We start from the raw sequence: 22,713 nt of genomic DNA on the forward strand, positions 1-22,713 counted from the left end.
CAGACCGACACAAGGATGTGTGACATGACAGATACTCGTACGTCTCCTGGGACCTCCGCCGCCGGGGGGCAACCGGTCGACACGTACCGCGCGGAGCATCCGGAGAAGTTCCTCACGTACCTCGGGCGGCGCAAGGTCGTCTTCCTCGTCGCCTACGTCGGGTACGTCTGCGCCTACCTGGTGCGCAACAACTTCAAGCTGCAGAGCGAGACGATCCGCCTGGAGAACGGGTGGGAGCTGAGCCAGGTCGGGCTGATCCTCACCGCGTTCACCATCACCTACGGGTTCGCGAAGTTCTTCATGGGTGCGGTCGCCGACCGCGTCAGCCTGCGCCGCATCTTCGCCGCCTGCCTCGGGCTGTCGGCCGTCCTGTGCATCGCGATGGGCTTCGTCGACAGCTTCGCCCTGTTCTTCGTCCTCATGCTGGCGCTCGGTGTCATCCAGGGCGCGCTCGCCCCCTCGTCGATGGCGATGATCGCGAACTGGTACCCGAACAAGTCGCGAGGCTCGGGCATCGCGATCTGGAACACGTCGCAGAACCTCGGCGGAGCGGGTCTCCCGCTGATCCTCACCTGGCTGGTCACGACGGTGAGTCCCGGTTCGACCTCGATCGGGTTCCTGGTGCCGGGTCTCCTCGTCCTCGGCCTGAGCTTCGTCTTCTGGAAGTTCGGTGGCGATCGTCCGGACCGCGAGGGCCTCGACCGGCTCTCCACGATGTACGGGGCGGCCGGCGAACCGCAGGTCGAGGTCAAGCCCGACGAGAGCTACCTCCGCAGCTTCGTCCGGTACGTCCTCACGTCGCCCGTGGTCCTGACCATCGGCCTCGTCAACGCGATCCTCTACTTCGTGCGCTTCGGCGTGCTCAACTGGATGCCGGCCTTCCTCGGCACGGAGATGGGCTTCTCCGAGACCGAGTACCTCACCGCCTTCGCCGTGCTCGAGTGGGTGGCGATCCCGGGCTGCTTCTTCTTCGCCTGGGTCGCGATCAAGCTGCCGAACAAGCAGTCGCTGGTGGGAGGCATCGGCCTGCTCGTGCTCGCGGCCTCCGTCTACCTGTACATGGGCAACACGAGCTACCCCGTGCTGCTTCTCGTGAGCGGCGTCATGGGCGCGCTCATCTACGGCCCCCAGCTCATCGTCAACATCATGACGCTCAACGTGGTCCCGCTGAAGGCGGCAGGTGTCGCCGTCGGGTTCGTGGGGCTCTTCGGGTACATCGTGGGCGAGATGGCCGCCAACCTCGTGATGCCGATCCTCGCCGAGAGGCTCAGCTGGACCGTGAGCTTCCTCGTGCTCTCGGCGTTCGCCGTCCTCGGCGGCGCGCTCTACCTCTCTCTCGCGCGGTACGAGCGCAAGATCGTCGCCGCGTGAGCCGTGGGTGGCGCCGGGCCCTGACGCCCGGCGTCATCCACCGATCCGGAGCCGGAGCTCGTGGCGCCGCAGCCGGAGGCAGAGCGCGACGCACACGAGGCAGACGACGACGAGCGTCGCGAGGCTCAGGTCCCACGTGGACCAGGCCGCGATGCGGGGGATCGCCGTGTTGGCCAGGAGGGCACCGACCAGGTACCCGCCGAGACCGACCCACCCCACCGCGACACCGACCGCACGGGGGGACACGAAGTTCAGGGTCAGGACGTTGACGATGACCTGCGGGCCGTACACGAGCGCACCGAGCGGGACGACCGTGAGGACGACGGAGTCGGCCGTGTCGCTCACCGTGTACGCGACGAGCACCAGCGCGAGGAGGATGATCGCCACCGCGGCCGACGACGCCATCCGCCCCGGCCAGCGCCGCGCGAGCAGCGCGAAGGCGAGCGAACCGGGGATGGCCCCCCACTCGAACGCCGTGATGGCGAGCGACGCCTCGAACTGGGTCAGGCGGTTCTCCTGGATCTGGTAGATCGGCAGCCAGTTGAGCACCCCGAACCGCAGCAGGTACAGCAACGAGTTGAGGATCACGAGCAGCGCGAGGACGGGGCTCCCGAGCACGTGCACGCGCACCAGGGTCCAGTACGGCACCTCGGCGGGTACCGTCACAGCCGGGCTCGCCTCGGCTCCGTACACCGCACGCAGCGTCGGGTACCCCTCCTGCCACGGTCGCTCGCCTCCGGCCCGGGCGACGACGGCGGCACACACGAGTGCGACGAGTCCCGGCGCCCAGAAGCCGACGCGCCAGTCCGTCGGACCGGCCAGTGCGAGCCCGCCCGAGATCATCAGCGGCAGGGCGAGCGCACCCGCGTTCTGCGACGTGTTCCACACGGCGACCCTGCTCCCACGGAGCACCGGCGGGTACCACGCACCGATCATCGCGAGCGCGGCAGGAGCGCACGCGCCCTGGACGAGGCCGATGAGGACCAGCGCGATGCCGAGCGCCCAGGGCTCGCGCAGGAACGCCATGCCGCAGCACAGAGCGGCCGACACTCCGAGGCCCCACGCGAACGCGTACCGCAGCGAGAGCTGGTCCACCACCACCCCCATGACGAGCTTGCCCAGCCCGTAGCTGAGGGTGAACCCGGCGAGCAGCCCGCCGACCTGGGTCACGCTCAACCCGAGCTCGCGCGTGAGGAGGTCGCTCACCACGGCGACGTTGTTGCGCACGAGGTAGCAGGCTGCGTAGCCCAGGTAGGCGACGAGGAAGACCTGGCGACGGCGTGCGGCGAAGCCCGGAGGACCGCTCGCTCCTTCGCCGACGACGTCGCGCACTGGCCCTCCCTGGTCGCTCGCGGCGCCGGGGGCGCTCGTCGGCGATACTAGTCGTGATCGCCAGACGATCGGGGGGAAGGGATGACCATGGCACGCCGTGCAGGACCACTCGCCGAGCAGCTTGCGCACCACCTGCGCGAGCGGCTCCTCCAGGGCGACCCACGGGGTGGCGAGCGCGTGTCCGAGCTCGGGGTCGCGAACGAGTACGGTGTCGCCCGCCCGACCGCGAAGGCGGCGCTCGACATCCTGGTGATGGAGGGTCTCGTCGCGCGCGAGCCGTACGCTGCGTTGCGGGTGACGACGGTCGAGGCGAGGGACGTCCCGGAGATCCTCGTCCTCCTCGAGGTCGCCGAGCGCCTCGCCGTCGCACGCATACTCCGCGACGGACCGGACCTGCGCGGTGTCCGGGACACGGCACGGACCGCACCGGACCGGGTGCTGGAGTCTGTCGTCGAGACCGCGGCCTCGACGCGTCTCGCGCGCACGCACCGGCAGGGGACCCTCGAGCTGGCGCTCGCCCTGAGCCGACGGACACCGTTCGCGGACCCGGGAGCGCCGGACCTCCGCGTCCTCGCCGAGCGGCTCGCCGACGCGCTCTTCCGCCTCGACGCAGAGGACGCGCACCAGACACTCGCGGAGCTGCACGATGCGCGCCGCGCCGCGTGCACGGCGTCGAGAGCGACGGCCCCGGCGCCCACGCCGTCGGAACCCGTCACAGCCCGCGCGGACGACAGCGCACCCGCTCGCTGAGGACGGGCCCCGTCACCCGGCCTGCTCACACCGGTGTAGTTCCACACCTGTGAGTAAGCCTGGGGATAACTCCTGTGGCCGCCTCGTCAGGCGAGATGGCCGAACTGGTCCGCTGCCGCGTAGGTGAGCCAGGAGGCGGCGACCAGCGCCACCACGACGACGACCGTCGCCCCCACGGACACGAGGGTGCGACGCTCGCGCGGCGCGTAGGCGTAGGCGGCGCCGAGCGCGAGCCCCACCACGAGACCGCCCAGGTGCGCCTGCCACGCGATGCCGGGGAAGAACAGCCCGATCGCGAAGTTGATGCCGATGAGTACGACGATCTGCATCGCGTTGCGGCCCGTCCGGCGCAGGACGAGCAGGATCGCCCCGAAGAGGCCGAACACCGCTCCCGAGGCGCCGACGACGGGCTGGTACCAGGCCTCCGACGTCGGGCCCCCCGCGAGGAGCAGGTAGCCGACGGAGCCGCCGAGCGCGGAGAGCAGGTAGAGCGCCGTGAAGCGCAGCCGGCCGAGCTGCTGCTCGAGGAACGGGCCCGTGATCCACAGGGCGTACATGTTGAAGAGGATGTGGACAGGGCTCGTCGAGTGCAGGAACGCCGCCGTGAGGAAGCGGTAGGGCTGCAGCTCGCCGACCCAGGGCGCGAACGCGAGCATGTTCGTCCACGTACCGCCCGTGACGAGCTGGAGGAGCCAGCTCACGACGCACAGGCCGATGATCGTGAACGTCACGACGGGCGGCCCGCCTCGCACCTTCCCACCCAGCGCGGTGCGCTGCGTCGGCGCCTGGCGGGCGGCGTCGCGCACGCAGTCGACGCACTGGATGCCGACCGCGGCCGGTCGCTGGCACTCGGGGCACGCCGGGCGCCCGCACCGCTGGCAGCGCACGTACGACACGCGGTCCGGGTGCCGCGGGCACACCGGCGGGACGGCGGGACCGTCGTGCGGTCCGGCCGTCCCGTACGCCGGCGGGCCGGGTGGCCCGGGAGGTGTCGCCGAGATGGTCAGTCCTCGATGGTGACGGACGTGATGACGATGTCCTCCTGCGGGCGGTCGCCCGGACGCGTGGGCGTCGCGTTGATCGCGTCGACGACGGCGCGGGACTCGTCGTCCGCGACCTCGCCGAAGATCGTGTGCTTGCCGTTGAGCCACGGCGTGGGGACCGTCGAGATGAAGAACTGCGACCCGTTGGTGCCCTCGGCCTCGCCCGTCACCGGGTTGCGGCGCACGCCCGCGTTCGCCATCGCCAGCAGGTACGGGCGGTCGAACTGGAGCTCGGGGTGGATCTCGTCGTTGAACGTGTAGCCAGGGCCGCCGGTGCCGGTCCCGAGCGGGCAGCCGCCCTGGATCATGAAGTCCTGGATCACGCGGTGGAAGATCAGCCCGTCGTAGAAGGGCTCGGTGCGCTCGGCCCCGGTGCGGGGGTCGGACCACGTCGTGGTGCCCTGGGCGAGCCCGACGAAGTTCGCCACCGTCTTCGGGGCGTGGTTCGGCAGGAGCTCGATCCGGATGTCACCTGCGGTCGTGTGGAGGGTTGCGAACATGGGCACCATCTTCCCACGAGACCCGCGCCCGACCCGTCCGGGGCGATGTCTCGCGGCGTGGCCGGGGTGGTGGCAGAGTGGGCGGAAACGCATCGCATCCGCACATTCGTCCCGTCGGACGACGACCCCGGGGAGCACGCATGACCCGTACTCGCTCAGCGAGCGACTCCGTCAAGGACACGCTCGAGTCGATCGACACCGAGAAGCTGAAGGAACAGGCCGCCCAGGCCGCCGCGACCGCGCAGAGCGCCGCGACCCAGCTCGCGGACCAGGCCAAGGACGCCGCGGTGCACGCCAAGGAGTGGGGCACGCCCAAGGTGGAGGCGTTCCTCGAGTGGCTCCAGCCGCGCGTCGAGAAGGCGTGGCAGGACAGCATCCAGGCCGCCGCGCCGCGCGTCGAGAAGGCCGCGACCAAGGCCGCGCCCGCGATTGACACCGCGCACGACCGCCTCGTGGAGGACGTGCTGCCGAAGATCGTCGCGAGCTTCAACGCCGCCGCCGCCAGCGCGGCCGACTCCGCCCAGCGCGCCGCGGACAACGCGGCCGAGGCGACCGCCGCCGCCACGGCCGCGGCAGCCGCCGCGTCGGGCAAGAAGGCGCGCAAGCTCGCGAAGCAGGCCAAGAAGGCGACGGCGGAGGCCGCGAAGCAGGCGCAGAAGTCCGCGGGCAAGGCCGGCAAGAAGGCCGCCAAGCACGCCGACAAGACCGCGGAGAAGGCGGCCGCCAAGCTCGCCGCGGCCGCGGACAAGGCGGCGGCGAAGGCCGCCGAGGCGGACTCCTCGAAGGGCAAGGGCCGCACGCTCTGGTGGATCGCCGGTGGCGTGACCGCCGCGGGCGTCGGCTACGTGCTCTACCGCCGCGCGCAGCCCACGACCGACCCCTGGGCCGAGCCGTGGGAGCAGGAGCAGCAGCAGGTCCACTTCGACGACGTCGTCGGCGACGCCAAGCACGCCGTCGGGGACGCCGCCGAGTCGATCGGCGAGGCCGCGGGCGCCGCCGTCGCGAAGGGCCGCGAGGCCACGGACAAGCTGGCCGAGCGCGCTGCCGAGGTCCGTGACGACGTCACCGACCGCGTCACCGAGGCCGTCTCCGACGCGAAGGACGCGGCGAAGAAGGCGACGAGCCGGGCGCGCAGCACCACCCGTGGCGGCGCTGCCGGCGCGAAGGACGCGGTGAAGGACACGGCGACGGACGTCAAGGACGCCGCCGCGGACGCCAAGGACGACCTGGGCGACGCCGGCAAGAAGGCGCGCGAGGCCGCCGAGTCCGCGGCGCAGGACGCCGCCAAGAAGGCCGACGACGCCTGACGCTCCACCCCGCCGTCCTCGCACGGTGACAGACGACCGAGGGGCCCGTCCCAGCAGGGACGGGCCCCTCGTCGTCCCCAGGGGCGGACACCTCACGAGCACGCCGACGCCGAGGCCGGACGCACGAAGACCCCGTCCGCGGCCGGACGGGGTCGCGCTCAGGCGGACTGGAGCCGATTTCCGACCGCCGTCGCACGCCCCAACCCCGCTGCCAGTGCGGGCGTGACGCTCCTCGTGAACGCACGTACCGGAAGAGCCCGGTGGCGAACCGGGCGAAGGAAGCGGTGCTCACTGGTGAGCACGCTTCGACGAACGTTGACTGACGACCGCCTCGACGCGGTCGCTCGCAACATGGGGTGGCTCGTGCTCCCACACGCGCACCACCGTCCAACCGAGCTCACTGAGGAGGCGGTCGGTGTCGCGGTCGCGCGCTTGGTTGGCGGCGAGCTTTGTCTTCCACCAGTCGCCGTTCGACCGCGGCATCATGCCGTGCTTGGGACAGCCGTGCCAGAAGCAGCCGTCGACGAAGACGGCGACCTTGGCTCGTGTGAAGGCGACATCGATGGTCCGCCTCCGCTGACCTGGGACCGGGTATGCGACGCGGTACCGCATCCCGCGTGCGTGTAGCTCGCGGCGCAGCGCGACTTCGGGGGCCGTGTCGCGTCGCTTGGCAACGCTCATTCGCCTCGAGACTACGACGGACGAGGAACCCGGGTGTGCGGGGACGTGTTGCGGGACGGGCCGCTCGGAGGTCACGACACCATCGTGCCGTCTCGACGCGAGGCGCCGAGGCGCCGAGGCGCCGAGGCGATGAAGAGTGCCCGCATCCCCCGTCCGAAGTCACACCGCGGCGAGCAAGCGGCGAGGGGCCGAACGGGGGGCCTCATGAGCCTGCTTGGATGGCGGCATGACAGCAGATCGGGTCAAGAAGGACGAGTATCCCAGGATCATCGCCGACTACCTGGGCATCTTGCCGATCGAGGGGGCGGGCGGTCCATGGATGTCCAGACAAGGCACTGTCATGAAGGAGTGGCTCGAAGCGGTTGGTGAGGCCATCGACGTGCCCTACCAGGGCGAGAAGGTCCGCACGATGGCAGCCCTCGTCGAGCGAGTCCGCGGCAGGTGGGATTCCTCGACGATGTCGTCGAAAGAGACGAGGAGCGGCGGGGGAGGGAACATCACAGAAAGGGCGTTCATCGCGCTGCTCGAAGGGCTTGAGGCAGACGTGCCAGCGTCCATGGCTGCAAGAGCGCGCGAACTCCAGCATTCCGTGTCCCGCGGACAGAGCGCGCACGGTCAGGGCCCGGCGCACGTCAAATCGGGTCGTCCGTTCGATGCAACGACGCCAGACCGACACGACGATGACCGAGCGATCCGAGCCCTCCTCATCCGCAAGGGGCAGCCACAGTTCCGAGCTCACCTTCTGGTTGCCTACGAAGGGCGCTGCGCCGTCACTGCATGTGGGGTGGGCGAGGTCCTGGAGGCCGCACATGTCGTGCCTTATCGGCTGGGTGGCACGTACGCCACCAGCAACGGCCTCCTGCTCCGCGCTGACTTGCACACGCTCTTCGACACCGGACTCCTCGCCTTTGACGTCGACCGGCGGGTCGTCCTTCATCCGCGGCTTTCAGACAGCGAGTACCAGCCACTCGTTGGGGTCCAGGTTCGAGAGCCCGTCGATCCGAGCGATCGTGTCCCGACGGAGGCGCTGATCGCGCATAGGAAGCGCGTGGGTCTCTAGCTAGGCGGACGCTGCCAGCCGCCTCGACTCCGCGAACTTCGCGCGACCGCGGGCAACGACCGCATCGAGGCGGTCGTCCGGCGTCTTCGGTGCGTCATCGACAAGTGCCTTCAACAGCGCCGCTCCACGTTCCGTGGACCGCAGAATTTGAGCGTCGTTCTCCGCGTGCGCTCTAAGCACGTTCCACACAGCTCCGATGTTCACGCCGTTCCCGAGCTGCTTGTACGTCGCGGCCGCGGGCTGCGGTCCGAAGTCGAAGTTGTACGGGAAGCCCTGGAGGCGCGCGGCCTCGCGCGTTGAGAGACGGCGGCGAAGAGGTCCGATGATCGACGTCTGTGTGATTGCGACGAGCGCCGGCACGTGAGTCGGCCGCTTCGCCCGGATCCCCGACGGGCGGAACTGCAGCACGCAGTCCCACAGCGAGGCCGTTTGCTGGGCCTGCCACTCAAGCTTGCGGCGCGACGCCGGGAACGAAGCTAGGTCGTGACGGGAGGCCCACTTGTCGAGCTGTGCCTTGTACCGCGTGTAGAACTCAGCGTTCTTCAGGAGGAAGGTCTTCTTCCAACTCGGCACCTCGTCCCAGGTGTCGGGCACGTCGACGGCACGGTACGGAGACCGGCCACCGACCATCCAGACTGCGAGGTCCTCGGACTCGACCCAGTGGTCGGCCCAGATCGGGAACCCAGGGAGCGTGGCCAGCTTGCCGTCTGACTGTGCCTTCCGCACCTCGGTCCACATCGTGGTGACGAAGTCGTCCCACGCGTCGATCCACGAGACTTCGGGCGCCGACAGCTCCGTCCCGGGAACGTCGCGAGTCAGGTCGACAGGCAGGTCGTGGAGCAGGTCCCATTCCTCCTTGCCGCGCTGCGTCACATTGGGGAGGGCAGGGAGAGCCTCGACGCCGTCAAGGATGCCGTCCGGGTCGTAGGTGGCGGTGATGAACACGCGCTCGCGTACCTGGGGGCGCCCGCCGCGTTCGAGCGGTAGCAGGTGGGGGGAGAAGACCGTAGGCGTGTGAGAGACGCGGTAACCCTCATCGCGCAGGGTTTGGATGATCAGCTCCCACTCGTGCCTGTGGCGCGGCCCGGCGAGGTTCCTGACGTTCTCCAGGAGGACGACGGTCGGGTGGTGTGCCTCAATGATCTTGAGGATGTTCCAGAAGAGCGTGCCTCGGGTCTCTTCCATGCCGCGCTGGGCGCCCGACTTGGAGAACGGCTGGCACGGGAAGCCGGCGGCCAGAAGGTCGTGCGCCGGGACGTTCATCACGCCGTCGTTGGCGTCCTTGGTGATGTCTCCGAGAGGCGAGTGACCCCAGTTGCGCTCGTAGACCTTGGCAGCCGCCTCGTCGATCTCGACGGAGTAGACACACTCGCCCCCGAACGCTTCGAGCGCGGCCGCGAAACCACCGATGCCCGCGAACAGGTCGATGTATCGGAAAGGGGCACCGCTCGTCGTCGCCACCTGATCTCCTCCAGTCGCAGCACGTGTTCGAACTTACGTTCGAACATCTGTACGCTATCGGACAGCAAGTCGAGCTGCCAGCGCGTGTCCACAACCGAACTTAGCTGAACCTTCAGCTAAACTCAACCATGCGCAACCGATGTTTGCGTCTCGTCGCGCCCGTCATGCTCTGGGTGCCGCCAGATCTCGACGACTGCGCTGCTTGGCCCCAGCTAGTCGACGTAGAACCTCACCGCATCACGGACGGCCTGAAGGCCCTTAAGAGTCACGGTCCCTCCGCGAGACTCGAAGTCCGGTGCCCAGACCTCGCCGGTCGACTCGACGATCGCCTGCGCGATCTGGGGCTTCGTCAGCTCAGTCGACAGACCTAGCGCGAGCTCCTTGTTGACCATGTCGAAGATCGTGCGGGGCTCGGTCGACCCAGTGGACATCTTCGGTGCCTCCCGTCCGAGCGCGTCGGCAATCTCGATGACGACGTCCTTCTTCTGCACCCTCACAGCTCGCCTACCTCTTCCATGTGTTCCTGCAGGTCATTGATGGCCCCTGTGACCCAGCCCTGTGCGAGCTCGTCCGTCACGGACGGTGCGGCGAGACCGACGATCCTGATCCGGTCGAGCACCATGTACTTGAGAGCCAGCTCGTTCCAGATCGTTCCTGCTGCCAGTGCGGTCGGCGTCGCCAGCGCGGTCGTAGGATCGACGTCCATCGCCAACCAGGATCCCCACAGCCGCGTGTCGACATCCATGCCCTTTGCGAGGAGGTTCTCTTGCAGGGTGCACTGCACGAGCACCACCGGGAACCCAGAGCGGCCGTCAGGGAACGGACGCCATGCGACGACATCGACGCCGCCGTCCTTTCGGCGCGGCTGCCGGTACCCCTGCCCGACGTCCACGCCGATCTGCTGGGCGAGCCAACGGATCGCGAGGTCGAACTCTGGTGGTCGGCCGATGTCGGAGGGCCACCCGAACCGCAATGCGTGACCCGCGTCACCCCAGATTCGCGAGGTTGCTTCTGCGACGACGTTCTCGAAGATGACCGCCATCGACTCGTCCGGCGCTGCACCCAAGTACTCGCGCACCGGGTTGCCGGGTGCCATCAGCGCAACGGTCACGTACGACGATGATGCAGCGTCCGGGTTCGCGCGGACCGCGAACTCGTTGACCCTGAACGGATACCTGTCGCCAAGCAACCCCTCCCGTCGAGCCATCTCGCGGACCCCAGTGCTCACCATCTGGGCCTCCAGCCCATGGCGTGCCTCAAGGAAGGCGTTCAGCGGATCGAGCCCGAGCGGTCGCGTACCGCGGACGAGCAGCATCGTCTCGATCCAGTCCGCGATCCGGTCACGGCCGCGAATCGTCACGACTCCTGCGCCTCTATCGCCGCTTGGTCGACGACGTTCCGCATGGACTCGACGAGGGACTCGAGGTCCGACAAGAGTCCGACGACCTGCTTGTCCGCGGCATACTCCGCGAGGTCATCGCTCGCCGCGCCGAGTGCGTTCGTGGCCGCGGTGATGCGTCTGATGAGACGCTCCCGCGGGTCCATCCCCGCACTCTGAACCTGCTGCTTCGCCTCTTCGAGGCTCTTGCCGGAGCGGAGAGCGGACAGGCCCACCTCGCTAGACACGACGTTGCCGAGGGCGCTCATCTGTCGCGAGTCAGTGATGACCGGCTCTGCGTCCTCGTCGCCGAAGACCCAGGAGATGACCTCCTTGAGCTCGTTGATCTTGCCGGCGGGCACGGGCTCGTCGCCGGGCTCGAGCCGGGAGCCCAGAGGCGCGCCGATGTGATCGCGGAGCTTGGTGTTGCCCATCGCGACGGTCAAGAGCGAGAAGGCACCTTCGACGTTGCCCGTGTTCAGACCGACGGAAGCCGCCTGGCTGACGATCGCCTGGTCACGGTAGAGATCGGCAGCCTTGCTCTTGGTGATGCCGATCAGATCGGCAACCTCCTTGATGGTGCGGCCCTCGGCGACACGCGCGGCTATGAAACGCGCCTGCATGTAGGGCCGCCACTGGAGCTTGCCCACGACGTGCGCGCGCGACACCTCGACATGGGTTGCTTCGCGGCTCTGGTGGACAACGATCGGGACAGCGACATCGGGCGACATCGCGGCCTTGGAGGCGACCGCCTCCCACCGGATCGGCTCGATGAACTGCTCGCGAATCTCGGGGTGGGTCAGCCCGAGTAGAGCGGTCAGCCGGCGGTTTCCCTCGACGACGATGTACCTGCCGGGCTCATCGTCGCGGATGGCGATCAGTGGCTCGGCCGCGAAGAAGCCGTTGTCAGCGATGGACTGCGCGACAGCGAATGCATCGAACCCGAGTTCCAGGTCGATTGCGAGGTCCGACTGCGCGCCGCCTTGACGGGATGCAGGGAGCCGGGGGTTGTGGGGGTCGAGCAGGAGGGCCGAGATCGGCACGTGCACGAGCTCGCCGGATCGGACTCCGGACTGGCCATCAGTCATGCGAGGGTTCCCTTTCGGACGATCTTGCGGTCACCGAGATGCACGGCGAGCGTGAGCAGCTCATTGGTCGGGTCATCACGACGAACGACCCGATGGATCTGGACGACGAGGGCGCCGGGATCATCGGCGATGCCACCGATCACGCGGTCGCCGGGATAAGACGGTCCGCCGTTGGTCCGCACGTTGTCACGGCCTTGGAAGAGGTTGACGAACCCCGTCTCGACGTCCCACTTGCGCTTCCGCGCCTGCCCGTCGTCGTCCATGAGGATGACAGGAACGGTCTGCGACTGGTTGTGGTGTCTCTCCAGCGCATCAGTCACGTCGCGGAGGCGCCACGACGGCCCGTAGTCGTCGGCGGACCAAGGCAAGACGAGCCGTGCGACAACATCGGCCACCGTGAGTTGCACCGTGCGCAGAGACAGACGTCCGTAGTCAATGGCGGGCGCGTCCAGCAGACCGATAGCCTCCGTGAGCGATCTGTTCGTGGCGATCGCTTCTGAGGTGAGACGCGGTAGCCGCACCGAGGTCCATCCCATGCCCTGGTAGTCGAGCTGGCTCACAACCGCGTCGCGGGTCGGCTTCATGCCGTCGGGGAGCATGAGTCCGACGTCCCGCGCCCAAGAATGGACCGTGCCGCCTGCGTCGACGTGGTCCTGCAGTTGGGCTCGCAGGTCATATTCCGTGAAGACGATGTCGCGGAGCGAGCGGATGGTTCGCTTCGTCGCGAAGAACTGGCAGTAGGGCAGCTGGTCCCGGCGGTATCCGAACGCACGAGCCCGCTGTTCGAGCGTGTCTACCTGGGCGCTCGGCGGTCGGTTCATGTAGGTGACCGTCAGTCCCTCGACGGTGAACCCGCGGTCGAGCTTGTTGCCGCCAATGAGGATGTGGACCGGAGTGACGTTCCACTCGACCTTGTTGAGAGCCGACGTCGAGTTGACGAGCCAGAGCGACGTCTCGTGCAGGACCCAGCGGACCTTCTCGAGGAATGACCCGTTGTCGAGGTCCGGGGCGCCGCGCTCCGTCAGCGTGACACGTTCCCTCTGCACGGCGTCAGGCAGGTCGGCGATTGACGCCGCCTTGTCGGCGACGGAGCGCCACTTCCGGAGCTCACGTTCGATGAGGAACCTGTACCGCTCCTGGACGTCGTTTCGTTGAGTCGAGTGAACGAGCATGCTCACCGGCGCAGCCTCGGGCTGACGTTCGACGAGCATGGCGGCACCGGCGATGAACGACCCGAGCGCAGACGTGAGGCTCAGCGGGAGTTCGAGGGGCAGCGTCTTGGGCGCCTGCTCGTCGAGGAGCGGCACGTCGCGGATCACCTGGTCAGCGAACTCGACGAAGAACTCTCGTCCGCCGGTATACCCGTTGCCCGGCTCGAGAAACTCGACGAAGTCCGGGCTCAGCAAGTCGTCCGCGTCAAGCATGAGGGGTGCGTATGGAGTGGCGGTGTACTGGACGTAGAGGTGCTTTGGCACGCGCGAGCGGAGGATCCGGATCGCCTCGTAAGTCTTGCTCTCCGCCGCCGAGCTCGTGTTCAGCGACGCCTGATCCGCCTCGTCGTCGATGATGAGCACCGGCACCTGCTCGATCCCGGGCACGTTGTCGAGAACAGCGGCGAGCGCGTTCAGCCGACCAGCGTGCTTCAGCACAGGTATCAGGACCGCGCGACCGTTATCGACCCTGTCGCCGATCCGCTTGGCGGTTGCAATCCCAGAGGGGTTCGTCTCAGTGACCCATCGGTAGTCCTTGCGGGACTGTGTGCCGAGCGCGGACTCGAGTCGGTTCTTGTTCTGATCCAGGAGGAGGTTCGTCCCTCCGAGCACGGCGACGATGATCTGGTAGCCCTGGTCGGCGGCCGCCGCGATGAGCGCGGTGATGGACGTCGTCTTGCCCGACTGGACGTAACCGAGCGCGAGCCCTGTCTGTCCGCCGACGCCGGTGCGCTGGGGTCCACGTTCGAGGATGCTGATCACGGACTTCCAGATGCGAGAACGACTCTCGTCATCCATCCGCGCCACGAGCTGCCCGTCGATGAGCAAGGCTTCCTTGCCGGTGAGCGCTTCGGAACTCATGGCTTCCCTCTCGATCAAGATGGTGCGGCGAATCTCGTTCCACCTTCCGAGCCGTCCGCGGAGAACGCCGCTCGATGGTGCTCCTGGCGCGTGCTCGGTACGCCAGGTGTCGTACCCGTGGAACGACGCCGTGGGCCCGCTGTGCTCGACGTAGGTCCGTGCGAAGTGCCAGAGATCATCGTCCGTCCACGACGACTGGTAGTCCCGCCGCCCGCGCCGCGAGCTTTCAACTCCGGCAAGCTCGCATGCGGCCGCCCAGCCATAGAGCTGCTCGATCCGGGCTGCGCTCGGACCATGGATCTCGCCCTCGTCGATCAGCTCCTGGTATGCGTTGCGGGACAGCGGCCACTCGTATGTCGCGGCGGTGCTGAGAGCGGAGATGACGTCGTCCTCCGTCCATCGGACCGAGCCCCGCTTTGTCACGCCGAGGTACGCGGAGAGTTCCTTCCCGCCAATCCGTCGCACGGTTCCCTCGTCGACGTCCGACATGATGGCGACCTCTGCCGTCGAGCGGGCAAGTCCGGTCGCGACGACGGAGAACACGCGGTCTCGAACCCGCTGATCGCGCTCCTCCCGCTCGGTGAAGCGCGCAGCCCGCACCGCTGCGCGGTCGACTCCACCCATGTTGCTGACGATCTGCCGGACACGCTCGCGGGTGAGGCCGAACTCTTGCCCCACTTCGTCGAGCATGGCGCCTGCTTGGCGCATCTCGTAGATCTGCCGATCGCGGTCCTGGGTCGTCGTCCAGTTCCGGGTCGCTTTACCCAAGCGTCACCTGCTTGCTCATGTCAACTGCCGACCTCATCGCCGGACATCCAGAGGCTACCGATAAGCGCCGACAATGACCGAGATGACACCTGGGATCGGCCGGGTGAAAGCGAGTCACGGACCGAAGGGGCGAGTCGAAGGATGACGGGCGACAGGTGACTGGACGAGCGGCCGAGCCGTGACGGCGGCCTGGTGGTCAGACGGTTTTCCCAAGGACTGACGTTGGTGCATGTATGCCAAGGTCAGCCCATGCGGAATCGGAAGGCACGCATACTACAGGGCACCGTTGACCCCGGGTTAGCGTGCCTGCATGACCGGCGGCGAGATCGCCAAGATCGGGCCGAGGGCGGGCGGACTGCATGCCTCGCCTGCCGCATTCGCACGCTACATCGTCGACCGCTGCGACGGACTTGTGCCCGCCCCCGGCGAAGCCGTCCTCTCGGGCCCGGCCGACGCCTACGCACTGTACGCGGCCGAGGGCACCGGAGCTGTTCTCCACCTCGCAGTCACCCCGGGCGCCGAGTCTCGGTGGCAGCACATCACGGTCGAAAAACTCGCATCACTCCTCGACTGGCGTCGCCTCGACGACTTTGAGAACCGTGGGGTACAGCGGGCCGACTCGGTCCTCGCGCTCGATAAGACGGTCAACGTCGCGAAGGAACTGAGCATCCTCGCGGCGCGCGATCCGGAGTTCGCGGCCGTGCTCGAGCGGGCGATGATCCACGCCTGCCAGGTGTTGGTCGAATCGATCACCGCTGACGCCGTCACGCGGGTCGGGTCCGCGGGTGCACAGGACGTGATCCCCGTCGAAATTCTCGAAGCGCCGCAACACATCGAGGTCTGGAAATCGGTTCGCGTCGGCGGGGACGCCCAAGACCCCGAAGTCGCGGAGCGACCTTGCGCTCCCCGAGCTCGTCCTCGGCGTCCTGAGGAGTCATCAGCAGGAACAGACCACCGCTGCCGACGAGCACTGGAAGGACCACCGCCTGGTCTTCCCGTCGGAGATCGGTACTCCACAGGACCGCCACAGCGTGCTGCGCATGTTCCGCTCGGCCCTCGCGCTCGTCCCCAGGCTCGACCCGCAGGAGGGGACGCCCCGAGACCTCCGGCACTCGTTCGTCTCGATCCTGTCGCAGCGCGGCGTCCCCATCGGAAAGATCTCATGCCTCATGGGTCACTTCGGCATCCGCTTTCACCGAGATCGTCTACCGCCACGAGCTCAGACCTGTCATCCAGTCAGCAGCGAAACGTCATGGACGACGTCTTCCGGAACGTCCCGACAGCCGCCGACGAACGACCGACCCCCAAAGATGCCCAGTCAGCCACAGGATCCTGGAACGATAGACAGACTCCGCTCCTTGAAGGCAAAGAAGATGACCTGGTCCGAACGCATCGGACCAGGTCATCTGATGTGGAGCCAGGGGGACTCGAACCCCCAACCCCCTGCTTGCAAAGCAGGTGCGCTACCAATTGCGCCATGGCCCCGGGTGACGCGGCCGGGGCCGGTCAGCGGCGAGAGGTGCTCACTCGAAGGTGTCGGTGACCTCTGCCCAGAGGTCGCGCTCGGCGTTGTCCTCCGTGTACTTGCGCCACACGAGGTACCCGGCGCCGGCGGCGAGGAGCACGAGCAGAAGCTTCTTCATGATGTTCCCCCTCGAGTGGGTTGGCAGTGGGCCTAAGAGGACTTGAACCTCTGACCTCTTCCTTATCAGGGAAGCGCTCTAACCGTCTGAGCTATAGGCCCGCACGCGCCTCGCCGGACAGCCCCAGGAGGGCTGCTCCGCTCGCAGGCAGCGATTGAGGTTACCCCACCGGGAGCCGCAGACCCAAACCGAGGGCCCGTGCTCCCGGTCGAGGAGCCGGTGCGCGGTCAGTCGTCGGTGAGCGTGAGGTGCACGCCACCCACGAGCGCCGCGACGATGTTGTACAGGAACGCCATGATCGTCGAGAGCGCCGTGATGATGACGACGTTCACCACGCCGAGCAGCGTGGCGATCGAGATCACGCGACCGAACGCGACGTACTGGCGGATGTCGACGTCCGTCTCCGTGCCGACGATCTGCGTGAACAGCTCCTCGATCTTGAAGAAGACCTGCATGCCGTCGAGCACGTACCAGACGACGGCGGTCGCGACGACGGTCATGATCCCGATGGCGACCGCGAGGAGGAAGCCGAGCTTCATCGCGGACCACGGGTCGATGCGCGAGACCGCGAGCCGGACACGGCGCGGGCCGCCGTCGGGCCGGACGGCGGGCGTCGCGCCCGTCGCGGTCCCCACGGCCGGCGTGGCGCCGGTGAGCGGGCTCGCGGTGCCCGTCACCCCGGCGGCGGAGTAGTGCATGGAGGCCCCGGCGGGAGCGCCGGCGGCCGCCGCGCTCGTGGGGGCCGAGGTGGTCGTGGGCACGCGCCTCACCGTCTCGTCGTCGATCTCGTCGTGCCCGCGCTCGGGCTCCGTCTCTGCGGGTGCGGCGGGGACCGCCGCCGACACCTTCTTCGCGGCCGTCTTCGCCGCCGCGATCGCCGCGGCGGCCGCCTTCACGGCCCCGGCACGCGCGACCGCGACACGGCTCTCGCCCGACGCGCGCTCCATGCCGTCGTCGTCCACCGTGCCCGGCGCGGGCGCGGCCTGGGCGGACGGGCCCGGGGGCGGCGGAGGCGGAGGCGGGACGGCGGCCGTCGCCCCGTCACGCGGGGTCGCCGCCGCCGAGGCGCCCTTCGACGAGCCCTTCTTCGACGAGCCGTTCGACGACGTCCCGTCCGCCTCGCCGTGCCGGCTCGGGGACGCGGCCCCGGGGCGTGCCGACGCGTCCGTGTCCGGCCGCGGCACGGTCAGCCGCGGCGTGATGGTCGGCGGTGCGTTGTTCTCGCTGCTCATCTGGTTTCCTCGGTGGTTCCGGGGGCCGGGTCGGTCCCGCCCGCCCCGTCGGACGAGGCGGTCGCGTCGGTGGTCGGTGCGCTGCTCGTGTCGGTGACGCCCGGGGCCGTGCCGGTCCCGTCCTCGCCCTCCACGGTATCCCGATCCTCTCCGAGACGACGCTCGACGTTCCGCGCGACCGCGATGATGCGGTCGCCCTTGTCGGGCTTCGCGAACGTCACCCCCTGCGTGTTCCGACCGGTGAGGTTCACCTCGCCGACCGCGGACCGCACGATCTTCCCGCGCTCCATGATGACCAGCACCTCGTCGTCGGCCTCCGTCACCAGAGCCCCCACGAGATCTCCACGAGCCTCCACCAGGTTGGCGACCTTGATGCCCAGACCGCCGCGGCCCTGGACGCGGTACTCGTCGATCCGCGTCCGCTTCGCGAACCCGCCCTCCGTCACGACGAAGAGGTCGGAGCCCTCCTCGACCACGTCGGCCGAGAGCAGCTCGTCGCCGTCGCGGAACTTCATGCCCGTGACGCCCGACGTCGCGCGGCCCAGCGGCCGCATCGTGTCGTCGTCGGCGGGGAAGCGGATGGACTGGCCCTTGCGCGACACGAGGATGAGGTCGTCGTCGGCGTCCACGAGGAGCGCCGCGACGAGCTCGTCGGGCGTCCCGGACTCGTCCTCGCGCAGGTTGATCGCGATGAGTCCGCCCGAGCGCGGCGAGTCGTACTCCGACAGCCGCGTCTTCTTCACCAGGCCGCGACGCGTCGCGAGCACCAGGTACTGCGCCGCGTCGTAGTCGCGCAGGTCGAGCACCTGCGCGATCTTCTCGCCCGGCTGGAACGCGAGCAGGTTCGCGACGTGCTGACCCTTGGCGTCGCGCCCGCCCTCGGGGAGCTCGTACGCCTTCGCCCGGTAGACGCGGCCGAGGTTCGTGAAGAACAGCAGCCAGTGGTGCGTCGTCGTCACGAAGAAGTGGTCGACGATGTCGTCCTCGCGCAGCTGCGTGCCGCGCACGCCCTTGCCGCCGCGCTTCTGGGCACGGTAGCTGTCGCTGCGCGTCCGCTTCACGTACCCGCCGCGCGTGATGGTGACGACCATCTCCTCCTCGGCGATGAGGTCCTCGATGGAGACCTCGCCGTCGAACGGGAGGATCGTCGTCCGACGCTCGTCGCCGTACTTCGCGACGATCTCGCCCATCTCGTCGCCCACGATCGACCGCTGCCGCTCGGGCTTGGCCAGGATGTCCTGGTAGTCGAGGATCTGGCGCTCGAGCGCGTCGTGGTCGTCGAGGATCTTCTGCCGCTCCAGGGCCGCCAGACGGCGCAGCTGGAGGTTGAGGATCGCGGTCGCCTGGACCTCGTCGACGCCCAGCAGCTCCATGAGGCCCGTGCGGGCCTCCTCGACGTCGGGCGAGCGCCGGATCAGCGCGATGACCTCGTCGAGCGCGTCGAGCGCCTTGAGGTACCCGCGCAGGATGTGGATGCTGCGCTCGGCCTCCGCCAGCAGGTACCGCGTGCGGCGCACGACGACGTCGAGCTGGTGCGTCGTCCAGTGCCGAACGAACGCGTCGAGGCTCAGCGTGCGCGGCACGCCGTCGACGAGCGCCAGCATGTTCGCGCCGAACGTGTCCTGGAGCTGCGTGTGCTTGTACAGGTTGTTGAGGACGACCTTCGCCACCGCGTCGCGCTTGAGCACGACGACGAGGCGCTGGCCCGTCCGGCCCGACGTCTCGTCGCGGATGTCCGCGATCCCCTGGACGCGGCCCTCCTTGACGAGGTCCGCGATCTTCGCGGCCAGGTTGTCCGGGTTCACCTGGTAGGGGAGCTCCGTGACGACGAGGCACACGCGGCCCTGGATCTCCTCCACGTTGACCACGGCGCGCATGGTGATCGAACCGCGGCCCGTGCGGTACGCCTCCTCGATGCCCTTGTGGCCGAGGATCGTGGCGCCCGTGGGGAAGTCCGGGCCCTTGATGCGCTGCAGCAGCGCCGCGAGGAGCTCCTCGCGCGAGGCGTCCGGGTGGTCGAGGTGCCACTGCACGCCCGCCGCGACCTCGCGGAGGTTGTGCGGCGGGATGTTGGTCGCCATGCCGACGGCGATGCCCGCCGAGCCGTTGACCAGCAGGTTCGGGAACCGCGCCGGCAGGACCGACGGCTCCTGCGTGCGGCCGTCGTAGTTGTCCTGGAAGTCGACGGTGTCCTTGTCGATGTCCCGGACCATCTCCATGGCGATCGGCGCCATGCGGCACTCGGTGTACCGCGGGGCGGCCGCCGGGTCGTTGCCGGGGGAGCCGAAGTTGCCCTGGCCGGCGACGAGCGGGTAGCGCAGCGACCAGTCCTGCACGAGGCGCACGAGCGCGTCGTAGATCGCGCTGTCGCCGTGCGGGTGGAACTTGCCCATGACGTCGCCGACGACGCGCGAGCACTTCGAGTACGAGCGGTCGGGGCGGTAGCCGCCGTCGTACATCGCGTACAGCACGCGCCGGTGCACGGGCTTGAGGCCGTCGCGCACGTCCGGCAGCGCACGACCCACGATGACGCTCATCGCGTAGTCGAGGTACGACCGCTGCATCTCGAGCTGCAGGTCCACCTGCTCGATGCGCCCGTGGTGCACCGCGACCGCCGTCCCGTCGGCGTGCACGGTCTCCTCGGACCCGTCGCCGGGAGCCGTGGGCTCGTTCTCGGGGTTCTGCTCGTCGGTCACGGTCTACCTCGTTCGTTCGTCTCTTCGTGCGTCGTCGTCCTGGAAGACCTCCGGACCCGCCCGGGAGGGCGGGCCGCGCCGGGGCGTCCGGTCCTGCCGCCCCCCGGCTCCGCGAGGAGCGGCTCAGATGTCAAGGAACCGCACGTCCTTCGCGTTGCGCTGGATGAAGCTCCGGCGGGACTCCACGTCCTCGCCCATGAGGACGGAGAAGATCTCGTCGGCCGCCGCGGCGTCGTCGAGGGTCACCTGGTTGAGGGTGCGGTGCTCGGGGTCCATGGTCGTGTCCCACAGCTCCGAGTAGTCCATCTCGCCCAGACCCTTGTAGCGCTGGATCCCGTTCTCCTTGGGGATCCGCTTGCCGGCGGCCTGCCCGGCGGCGAGGAACGCGTCGCGCTCCTTGTCGGAGTACACGTAGTCGTGCGGGGCGTTCGACCACTTGAGCCGGTAGAGCGGCGGCTGCGCGAGGTAGACGTGCCCGTTCTCGATGAGCGGGCGCATGTACCGGAACAGCAGCGTGAGCAGGAGCGTCGCGATGTGCTGGCCGTCGACGTCGGCGTCGGCCATGAGGACGATCTTGTGGTACCGGAGCTTGGCGAGGTCGAAGTCCTCGCCGATGCCGGTGCCGAACGCCGTGATGATCGACTGGACCTCCTGGTTGGACAGGGCCCGGTCGAGGCGCGCGCGCTCGACGTTGAGGATCTTCCCGCGGATCGGCAGGATCGCCTGCGTCCGGGGGTTGCGCCCGCGGACGGCCGAGCCGCCCGCGGAGTCACCCTCGACGATGAAGATCTCGCACTCCTCCGCGCGGTTCGACTGGCAGTCGCGCAGCTTGCCCGGCATGCCGCCGGACTCGAGCAGGCCCTTGCGGCGGGTGGCCTCGCGCGCCTTGCGGGCGGCGAGGCGCGCCTGCGACGCCTGGATCGCCTTGCGCAGGACGTCACGGGCCTCGTTCGGGTGCGAGTCGAACCAGTCGTTGAGCCGCTCGTTGACGACGCGCTGGACGAACGTCTTCGCCTCGGTGTTGCCGAGCTTCGTCTTCGTCTGGCCCTCGAACTGCGGCTCGCCCAGCTTGACGGAGATGACCGCCGTCAGGCCCTCGCGGATGTCGTCGCCCGTGAGGTTCTCGTCCTTGTCCTTGAGGATGCCCTTGTCGCGCGCGTAGCGGTTGACCAGCGAGGTCATCGCCGCACGGAAGCCCTCTTCGTGCGTGCCGCCCTCGGTCGTGGAGATCGTGTTGGCGAACGTGTGGACGGACTCCGAGTAGGCGCTGGTCCACTGCATCGCGATCTCGACGGAGATGCGCCGCTCGGTGTCCTCCGACTCGATGTCGATGACGTCGGGGTGGACGAGCTCGACCTTCTTCGCGCCGTTGAGGTGCTTCACGTAGTCGATGAGGCCGCCGTCGTACTTGTAGCTCACCGTGCGCGCCGCGGTCGACGCGCCCGACGACGTCGCGTCGCCGCTCGCGGGCGTGCCGTCCTCGGCCTCGCCGGTGACCTCGTCCCCGGTGTCGAGGTGCGCAGGGCGCTCGTCGGTGAGCGTGATCCGCAGCCCCTTGTTGAGGAACGCGTACTGCTGGAACCGCGCACGCAGCGTCTCGAAGTCGTACTCGGTGGTCTCGAAGATCGTCGGGTCGGCCCAGAACGTCTGCGTCGTGCCCGTCGCCTGCGTCGCCTCGCCGCGGTGCAGCTCGCCCACGGGCTTGCCGCCGTCGGCGAACTCCTGGCGCCAGGCGTAGCCGTCACGCTGGACCTCGGTGACCACACGGGACGAGAGCGCGTTGACGACCGAGATGCCGACGCCGTGCAGACCCCCCGAGACGGCGTACCCGCCACCGCCGAACTTGCCGCCCGCGTGGAGGATCGTCATGACGACCTCGACCGTGGGCCGGCCCTCGGTGGGGTGGATCGCGACGGGGATGCCGCGCCCGTTGTCGACGACGCGCACGCCCCCGTCGGCGAGGAGCGTCACGTCGATCGTGTCCGCGTGCCCGGCGAGGGCCTCGTCCACAGAGTTATCCACAACCTCGTACACAAGGTGGTGGAGGCCTCGCTCACCCGTCGAGCCGATGTACATGCCCGGACGCTTGCGGACCGCCTCGAGGCCCTCCAGGACGGTGATGTTGCTCGCGTCGTAGCCGCCGCCCGCCGAGGGTGTCGCCTCCGCGGACGCCGTCGGGTCGGGGATGGCGGTGTCGGTGTGCTCTGCCACGGGCAGGACTGCTCCTCGTCGTCGTGCGCGCGGCCGCCGTGTCCGTGCCGGACCGGCCGCCGCTGCTCAAAGGTTCCGGGCCCGCACCGCCGCCTGCGCCGGCTCCGTGAGGGAGCGTCC

18 protein-coding genes, 2 tRNA genes and 1 pseudogene are annotated in these 22,713 nt (G+C 68.8%); 5 read left to right on the forward strand and 16 right to left on the reverse strand.

Annotated elements, in window-relative coordinates:
- The first annotated feature begins 24 nt into the window (after positions 1 to 24).
- The gene (locus tag E1O70_RS00285; RefSeq protein WP_061268266.1) at positions 25 to 1,371 is read left to right on the forward strand and encodes an MFS transporter; all 1,347 of its coding nucleotides are present in this window, start codon (positions 25 to 27) and stop codon (positions 1,369 to 1,371) included.
- 33 nt (positions 1,372 to 1,404) lie between these two features.
- On the opposite strand, the gene E1O70_RS00290 is transcribed toward E1O70_RS00285, so the two are convergent.
- Positions 1,405 to 2,703, reverse strand: coding sequence for an MFS transporter (locus tag E1O70_RS00290; protein WP_061268267.1), 1,299 nt, complete (start codon positions 2,701 to 2,703; stop codon positions 1,405 to 1,407).
- An 87-nt stretch (positions 2,704 to 2,790) separates the two neighbouring features.
- Here E1O70_RS00290 and E1O70_RS00295 point away from each other — a divergent pair, with 87 nt between their 5' ends.
- On the forward strand, positions 2,791 to 3,453 hold the full coding sequence (locus E1O70_RS00295) for a GntR family transcriptional regulator (RefSeq protein ID WP_167496876.1): 663 nt from the start codon (positions 2,791 to 2,793) through the stop codon (positions 3,451 to 3,453).
- 86 nt (positions 3,454 to 3,539) lie between these two features.
- On the opposite strand, the gene E1O70_RS00300 is transcribed toward E1O70_RS00295, so the two are convergent.
- The gene (locus E1O70_RS00300; RefSeq protein ID WP_241005661.1) at positions 3,540 to 4,349 is read right to left on the reverse strand and encodes a rhomboid family intramembrane serine protease; all 810 of its coding nucleotides are present in this window, start codon (positions 4,347 to 4,349) and stop codon (positions 3,540 to 3,542) included.
- Positions 4,350 to 4,456: 107 nt separating this feature from the next.
- The gene (locus E1O70_RS00305) at positions 4,457 to 4,996 is read right to left on the reverse strand and encodes a peptidylprolyl isomerase (RefSeq protein ID WP_021483785.1); all 540 of its coding nucleotides are present in this window, start codon (positions 4,994 to 4,996) and stop codon (positions 4,457 to 4,459) included.
- A gap of 140 nt (positions 4,997 to 5,136) precedes the next feature.
- On the opposite strand from E1O70_RS00305, the gene E1O70_RS00310 reads away from it, so the two are divergent.
- Positions 5,137 to 6,303 carry a hypothetical protein gene (locus E1O70_RS00310; RefSeq protein WP_061268270.1) on the forward strand — a complete coding sequence of 389 codons (1,167 nt, stop codon included), beginning with the start codon at positions 5,137 to 5,139 and terminating at the stop codon, positions 6,301 to 6,303.
- Between the two features lie 288 nt (positions 6,304 to 6,591).
- Here the strand turns inward: E1O70_RS00310 and E1O70_RS00315 are convergent, their stop codons facing one another.
- Complete coding sequence (locus tag E1O70_RS00315) at positions 6,592 to 6,984, reverse strand: very short patch repair endonuclease (RefSeq protein WP_061268271.1); 393 nt, start codon at positions 6,982 to 6,984, stop codon at positions 6,592 to 6,594.
- Between the two features lie 226 nt (positions 6,985 to 7,210).
- Between E1O70_RS00315 and E1O70_RS00320 the strand changes: the two genes are divergently transcribed.
- Positions 7,211 to 8,044 carry an HNH endonuclease gene (locus E1O70_RS00320; protein WP_061268272.1) on the forward strand — a complete coding sequence of 278 codons (834 nt, stop codon included), beginning with the start codon at positions 7,211 to 7,213 and terminating at the stop codon, positions 8,042 to 8,044.
- Here the strand turns inward: E1O70_RS00320 and E1O70_RS00325 are convergent, their stop codons facing one another.
- The 6 genes from E1O70_RS00325 to E1O70_RS00350 form a co-directional block, all read right to left on the reverse strand.
- Positions 8,045 to 9,505 (reverse strand): DNA cytosine methyltransferase, encoded by a 1,461-nt coding sequence (locus E1O70_RS00325; protein WP_051027543.1) that lies wholly within the window; start codon positions 9,503 to 9,505, stop codon positions 8,045 to 8,047. It abuts the gene before it with no gap.
- A gap of 212 nt (positions 9,506 to 9,717) precedes the next feature.
- On the reverse strand, positions 9,718 to 10,002 hold the full coding sequence (locus E1O70_RS00330; protein WP_061268273.1) for a hypothetical protein: 285 nt from the start codon (positions 10,000 to 10,002) through the stop codon (positions 9,718 to 9,720).
- Complete coding sequence (locus E1O70_RS00335; protein ID WP_043651529.1) at positions 9,999 to 10,865, reverse strand: hypothetical protein; 867 nt, start codon at positions 10,863 to 10,865, stop codon at positions 9,999 to 10,001. Before E1O70_RS00335 ends, E1O70_RS00330 begins: the two co-directional genes overlap by 4 nt.
- The gene (locus E1O70_RS00340; protein WP_043651532.1) at positions 10,862 to 11,971 is read right to left on the reverse strand and encodes a hypothetical protein; all 1,110 of its coding nucleotides are present in this window, start codon (positions 11,969 to 11,971) and stop codon (positions 10,862 to 10,864) included. The genes E1O70_RS00335 and E1O70_RS00340 overlap by 4 nt, the downstream gene beginning before the upstream one ends.
- On the reverse strand, positions 11,968 to 14,733 hold the full coding sequence (locus E1O70_RS00345) for a Z1 domain-containing protein (protein ID WP_167496875.1): 2,766 nt from the start codon (positions 14,731 to 14,733) through the stop codon (positions 11,968 to 11,970). The genes E1O70_RS00340 and E1O70_RS00345 overlap by 4 nt, the downstream gene beginning before the upstream one ends.
- 637 nt (positions 14,734 to 15,370) lie before the next feature.
- Positions 15,371 to 15,685, reverse strand: a complete 315-nt coding sequence (locus tag E1O70_RS00350) for a hypothetical protein (protein WP_128957682.1) — start codon at positions 15,683 to 15,685, stop codon at positions 15,371 to 15,373.
- A gap of 52 nt (positions 15,686 to 15,737) precedes the next feature.
- Between E1O70_RS00350 and E1O70_RS20675 the strand changes: the two are divergent.
- Positions 15,738 to 15,980, forward strand: a pseudogene (locus E1O70_RS20675) (hypothetical protein); the annotation flags it as partial.
- 243 nt (positions 15,981 to 16,223) lie between these two features.
- Here the strand turns inward: E1O70_RS20675 and E1O70_RS00360 are convergent.
- The 6 genes from E1O70_RS00360 to gyrB form a co-directional block, all read right to left on the reverse strand.
- Positions 16,224 to 16,296 (reverse strand) — tRNA-Ala (locus E1O70_RS00360).
- 38 nt (positions 16,297 to 16,334) lie between these two features.
- Complete coding sequence (locus E1O70_RS20240; protein WP_218004294.1) at positions 16,335 to 16,454, reverse strand: DLW-39 family protein; 120 nt, start codon at positions 16,452 to 16,454, stop codon at positions 16,335 to 16,337.
- A gap of 27 nt (positions 16,455 to 16,481) precedes the next feature.
- Positions 16,482 to 16,555 (reverse strand) — tRNA-Ile (locus tag E1O70_RS00365).
- 126 nt (positions 16,556 to 16,681) lie between these two features.
- Positions 16,682 to 17,686 carry a DUF3566 domain-containing protein gene (locus E1O70_RS00370; RefSeq protein WP_240696549.1) on the reverse strand — a complete coding sequence of 335 codons (1,005 nt, stop codon included), beginning with the start codon at positions 17,684 to 17,686 and terminating at the stop codon, positions 16,682 to 16,684.
- The gene (gene gyrA, locus E1O70_RS00375; protein ID WP_061268301.1) at positions 17,683 to 20,319 is read right to left on the reverse strand and encodes a DNA gyrase subunit A; all 2,637 of its coding nucleotides are present in this window, start codon (positions 20,317 to 20,319) and stop codon (positions 17,683 to 17,685) included. The genes E1O70_RS00370 and gyrA overlap by 4 nt, the downstream gene beginning before the upstream one ends.
- Before the next feature lie 186 nt (positions 20,320 to 20,505).
- Positions 20,506 to 22,569, reverse strand: coding sequence for a DNA topoisomerase (ATP-hydrolyzing) subunit B (gene gyrB / locus E1O70_RS00380; RefSeq protein WP_061268302.1), 2,064 nt, complete (start codon positions 22,567 to 22,569; stop codon positions 20,506 to 20,508).
- Positions 22,570 to 22,713: the final 144 nt, after the last annotated feature.

Origin of the sequence: Cellulosimicrobium funkei (genome assembly GCF_004519295.1) — a bacterium.
Taxonomy (GTDB): domain Bacteria; phylum Actinomycetota; class Actinomycetes; order Actinomycetales; family Cellulomonadaceae; genus Cellulosimicrobium; species Cellulosimicrobium funkei.

What these genes read in the sequence shown, in the direction of transcription:
- E1O70_RS00285 (WP_061268266.1), top strand. Translation starts at nt 25, where the DNA reads ATGACAGATACTCGTACGTCTCCTGGGACCTCCGCCGCCGGGGGGCAA.
- E1O70_RS00295 (WP_167496876.1), top strand. Translation starts at nt 2,791, where the DNA reads ATGGCACGCCGTGCAGGACCACTCGCCGAGCAGCTTGCGCACCACCTG.
- E1O70_RS00305 (WP_021483785.1), bottom strand. Translation starts at nt 4,996, where the DNA reads ATGTTCGCAACCCTCCACACGACCGCAGGTGACATCCGGATCGAGCTC.
- E1O70_RS00310 (WP_061268270.1), top strand. Translation starts at nt 5,137, where the DNA reads ATGACCCGTACTCGCTCAGCGAGCGACTCCGTCAAGGACACGCTCGAG.
- E1O70_RS00315 (WP_061268271.1), bottom strand. Translation starts at nt 6,984, where the DNA reads ATGAGCGTTGCCAAGCGACGCGACACGGCCCCCGAAGTCGCGCTGCGC.
- E1O70_RS00320 (WP_061268272.1), top strand. Translation starts at nt 7,211, where the DNA reads ATGACAGCAGATCGGGTCAAGAAGGACGAGTATCCCAGGATCATCGCC.
- E1O70_RS00340 (WP_043651532.1), bottom strand. Translation starts at nt 11,971, where the DNA reads ATGACTGATGGCCAGTCCGGAGTCCGATCCGGCGAGCTCGTGCACGTG.
- E1O70_RS00345 (WP_167496875.1), bottom strand. Translation starts at nt 14,733, where the DNA reads ATGCTCGACGAAGTGGGGCAAGAGTTCGGCCTCACCCGCGAGCGTGTC.
- E1O70_RS20240 (WP_218004294.1), bottom strand. Translation starts at nt 16,454, where the DNA reads ATGAAGAAGCTTCTGCTCGTGCTCCTCGCCGCCGGCGCCGGGTACCTC.
- E1O70_RS00370 (WP_240696549.1), bottom strand. Translation starts at nt 17,686, where the DNA reads ATGAGCAGCGAGAACAACGCACCGCCGACCATCACGCCGCGGCTGACC.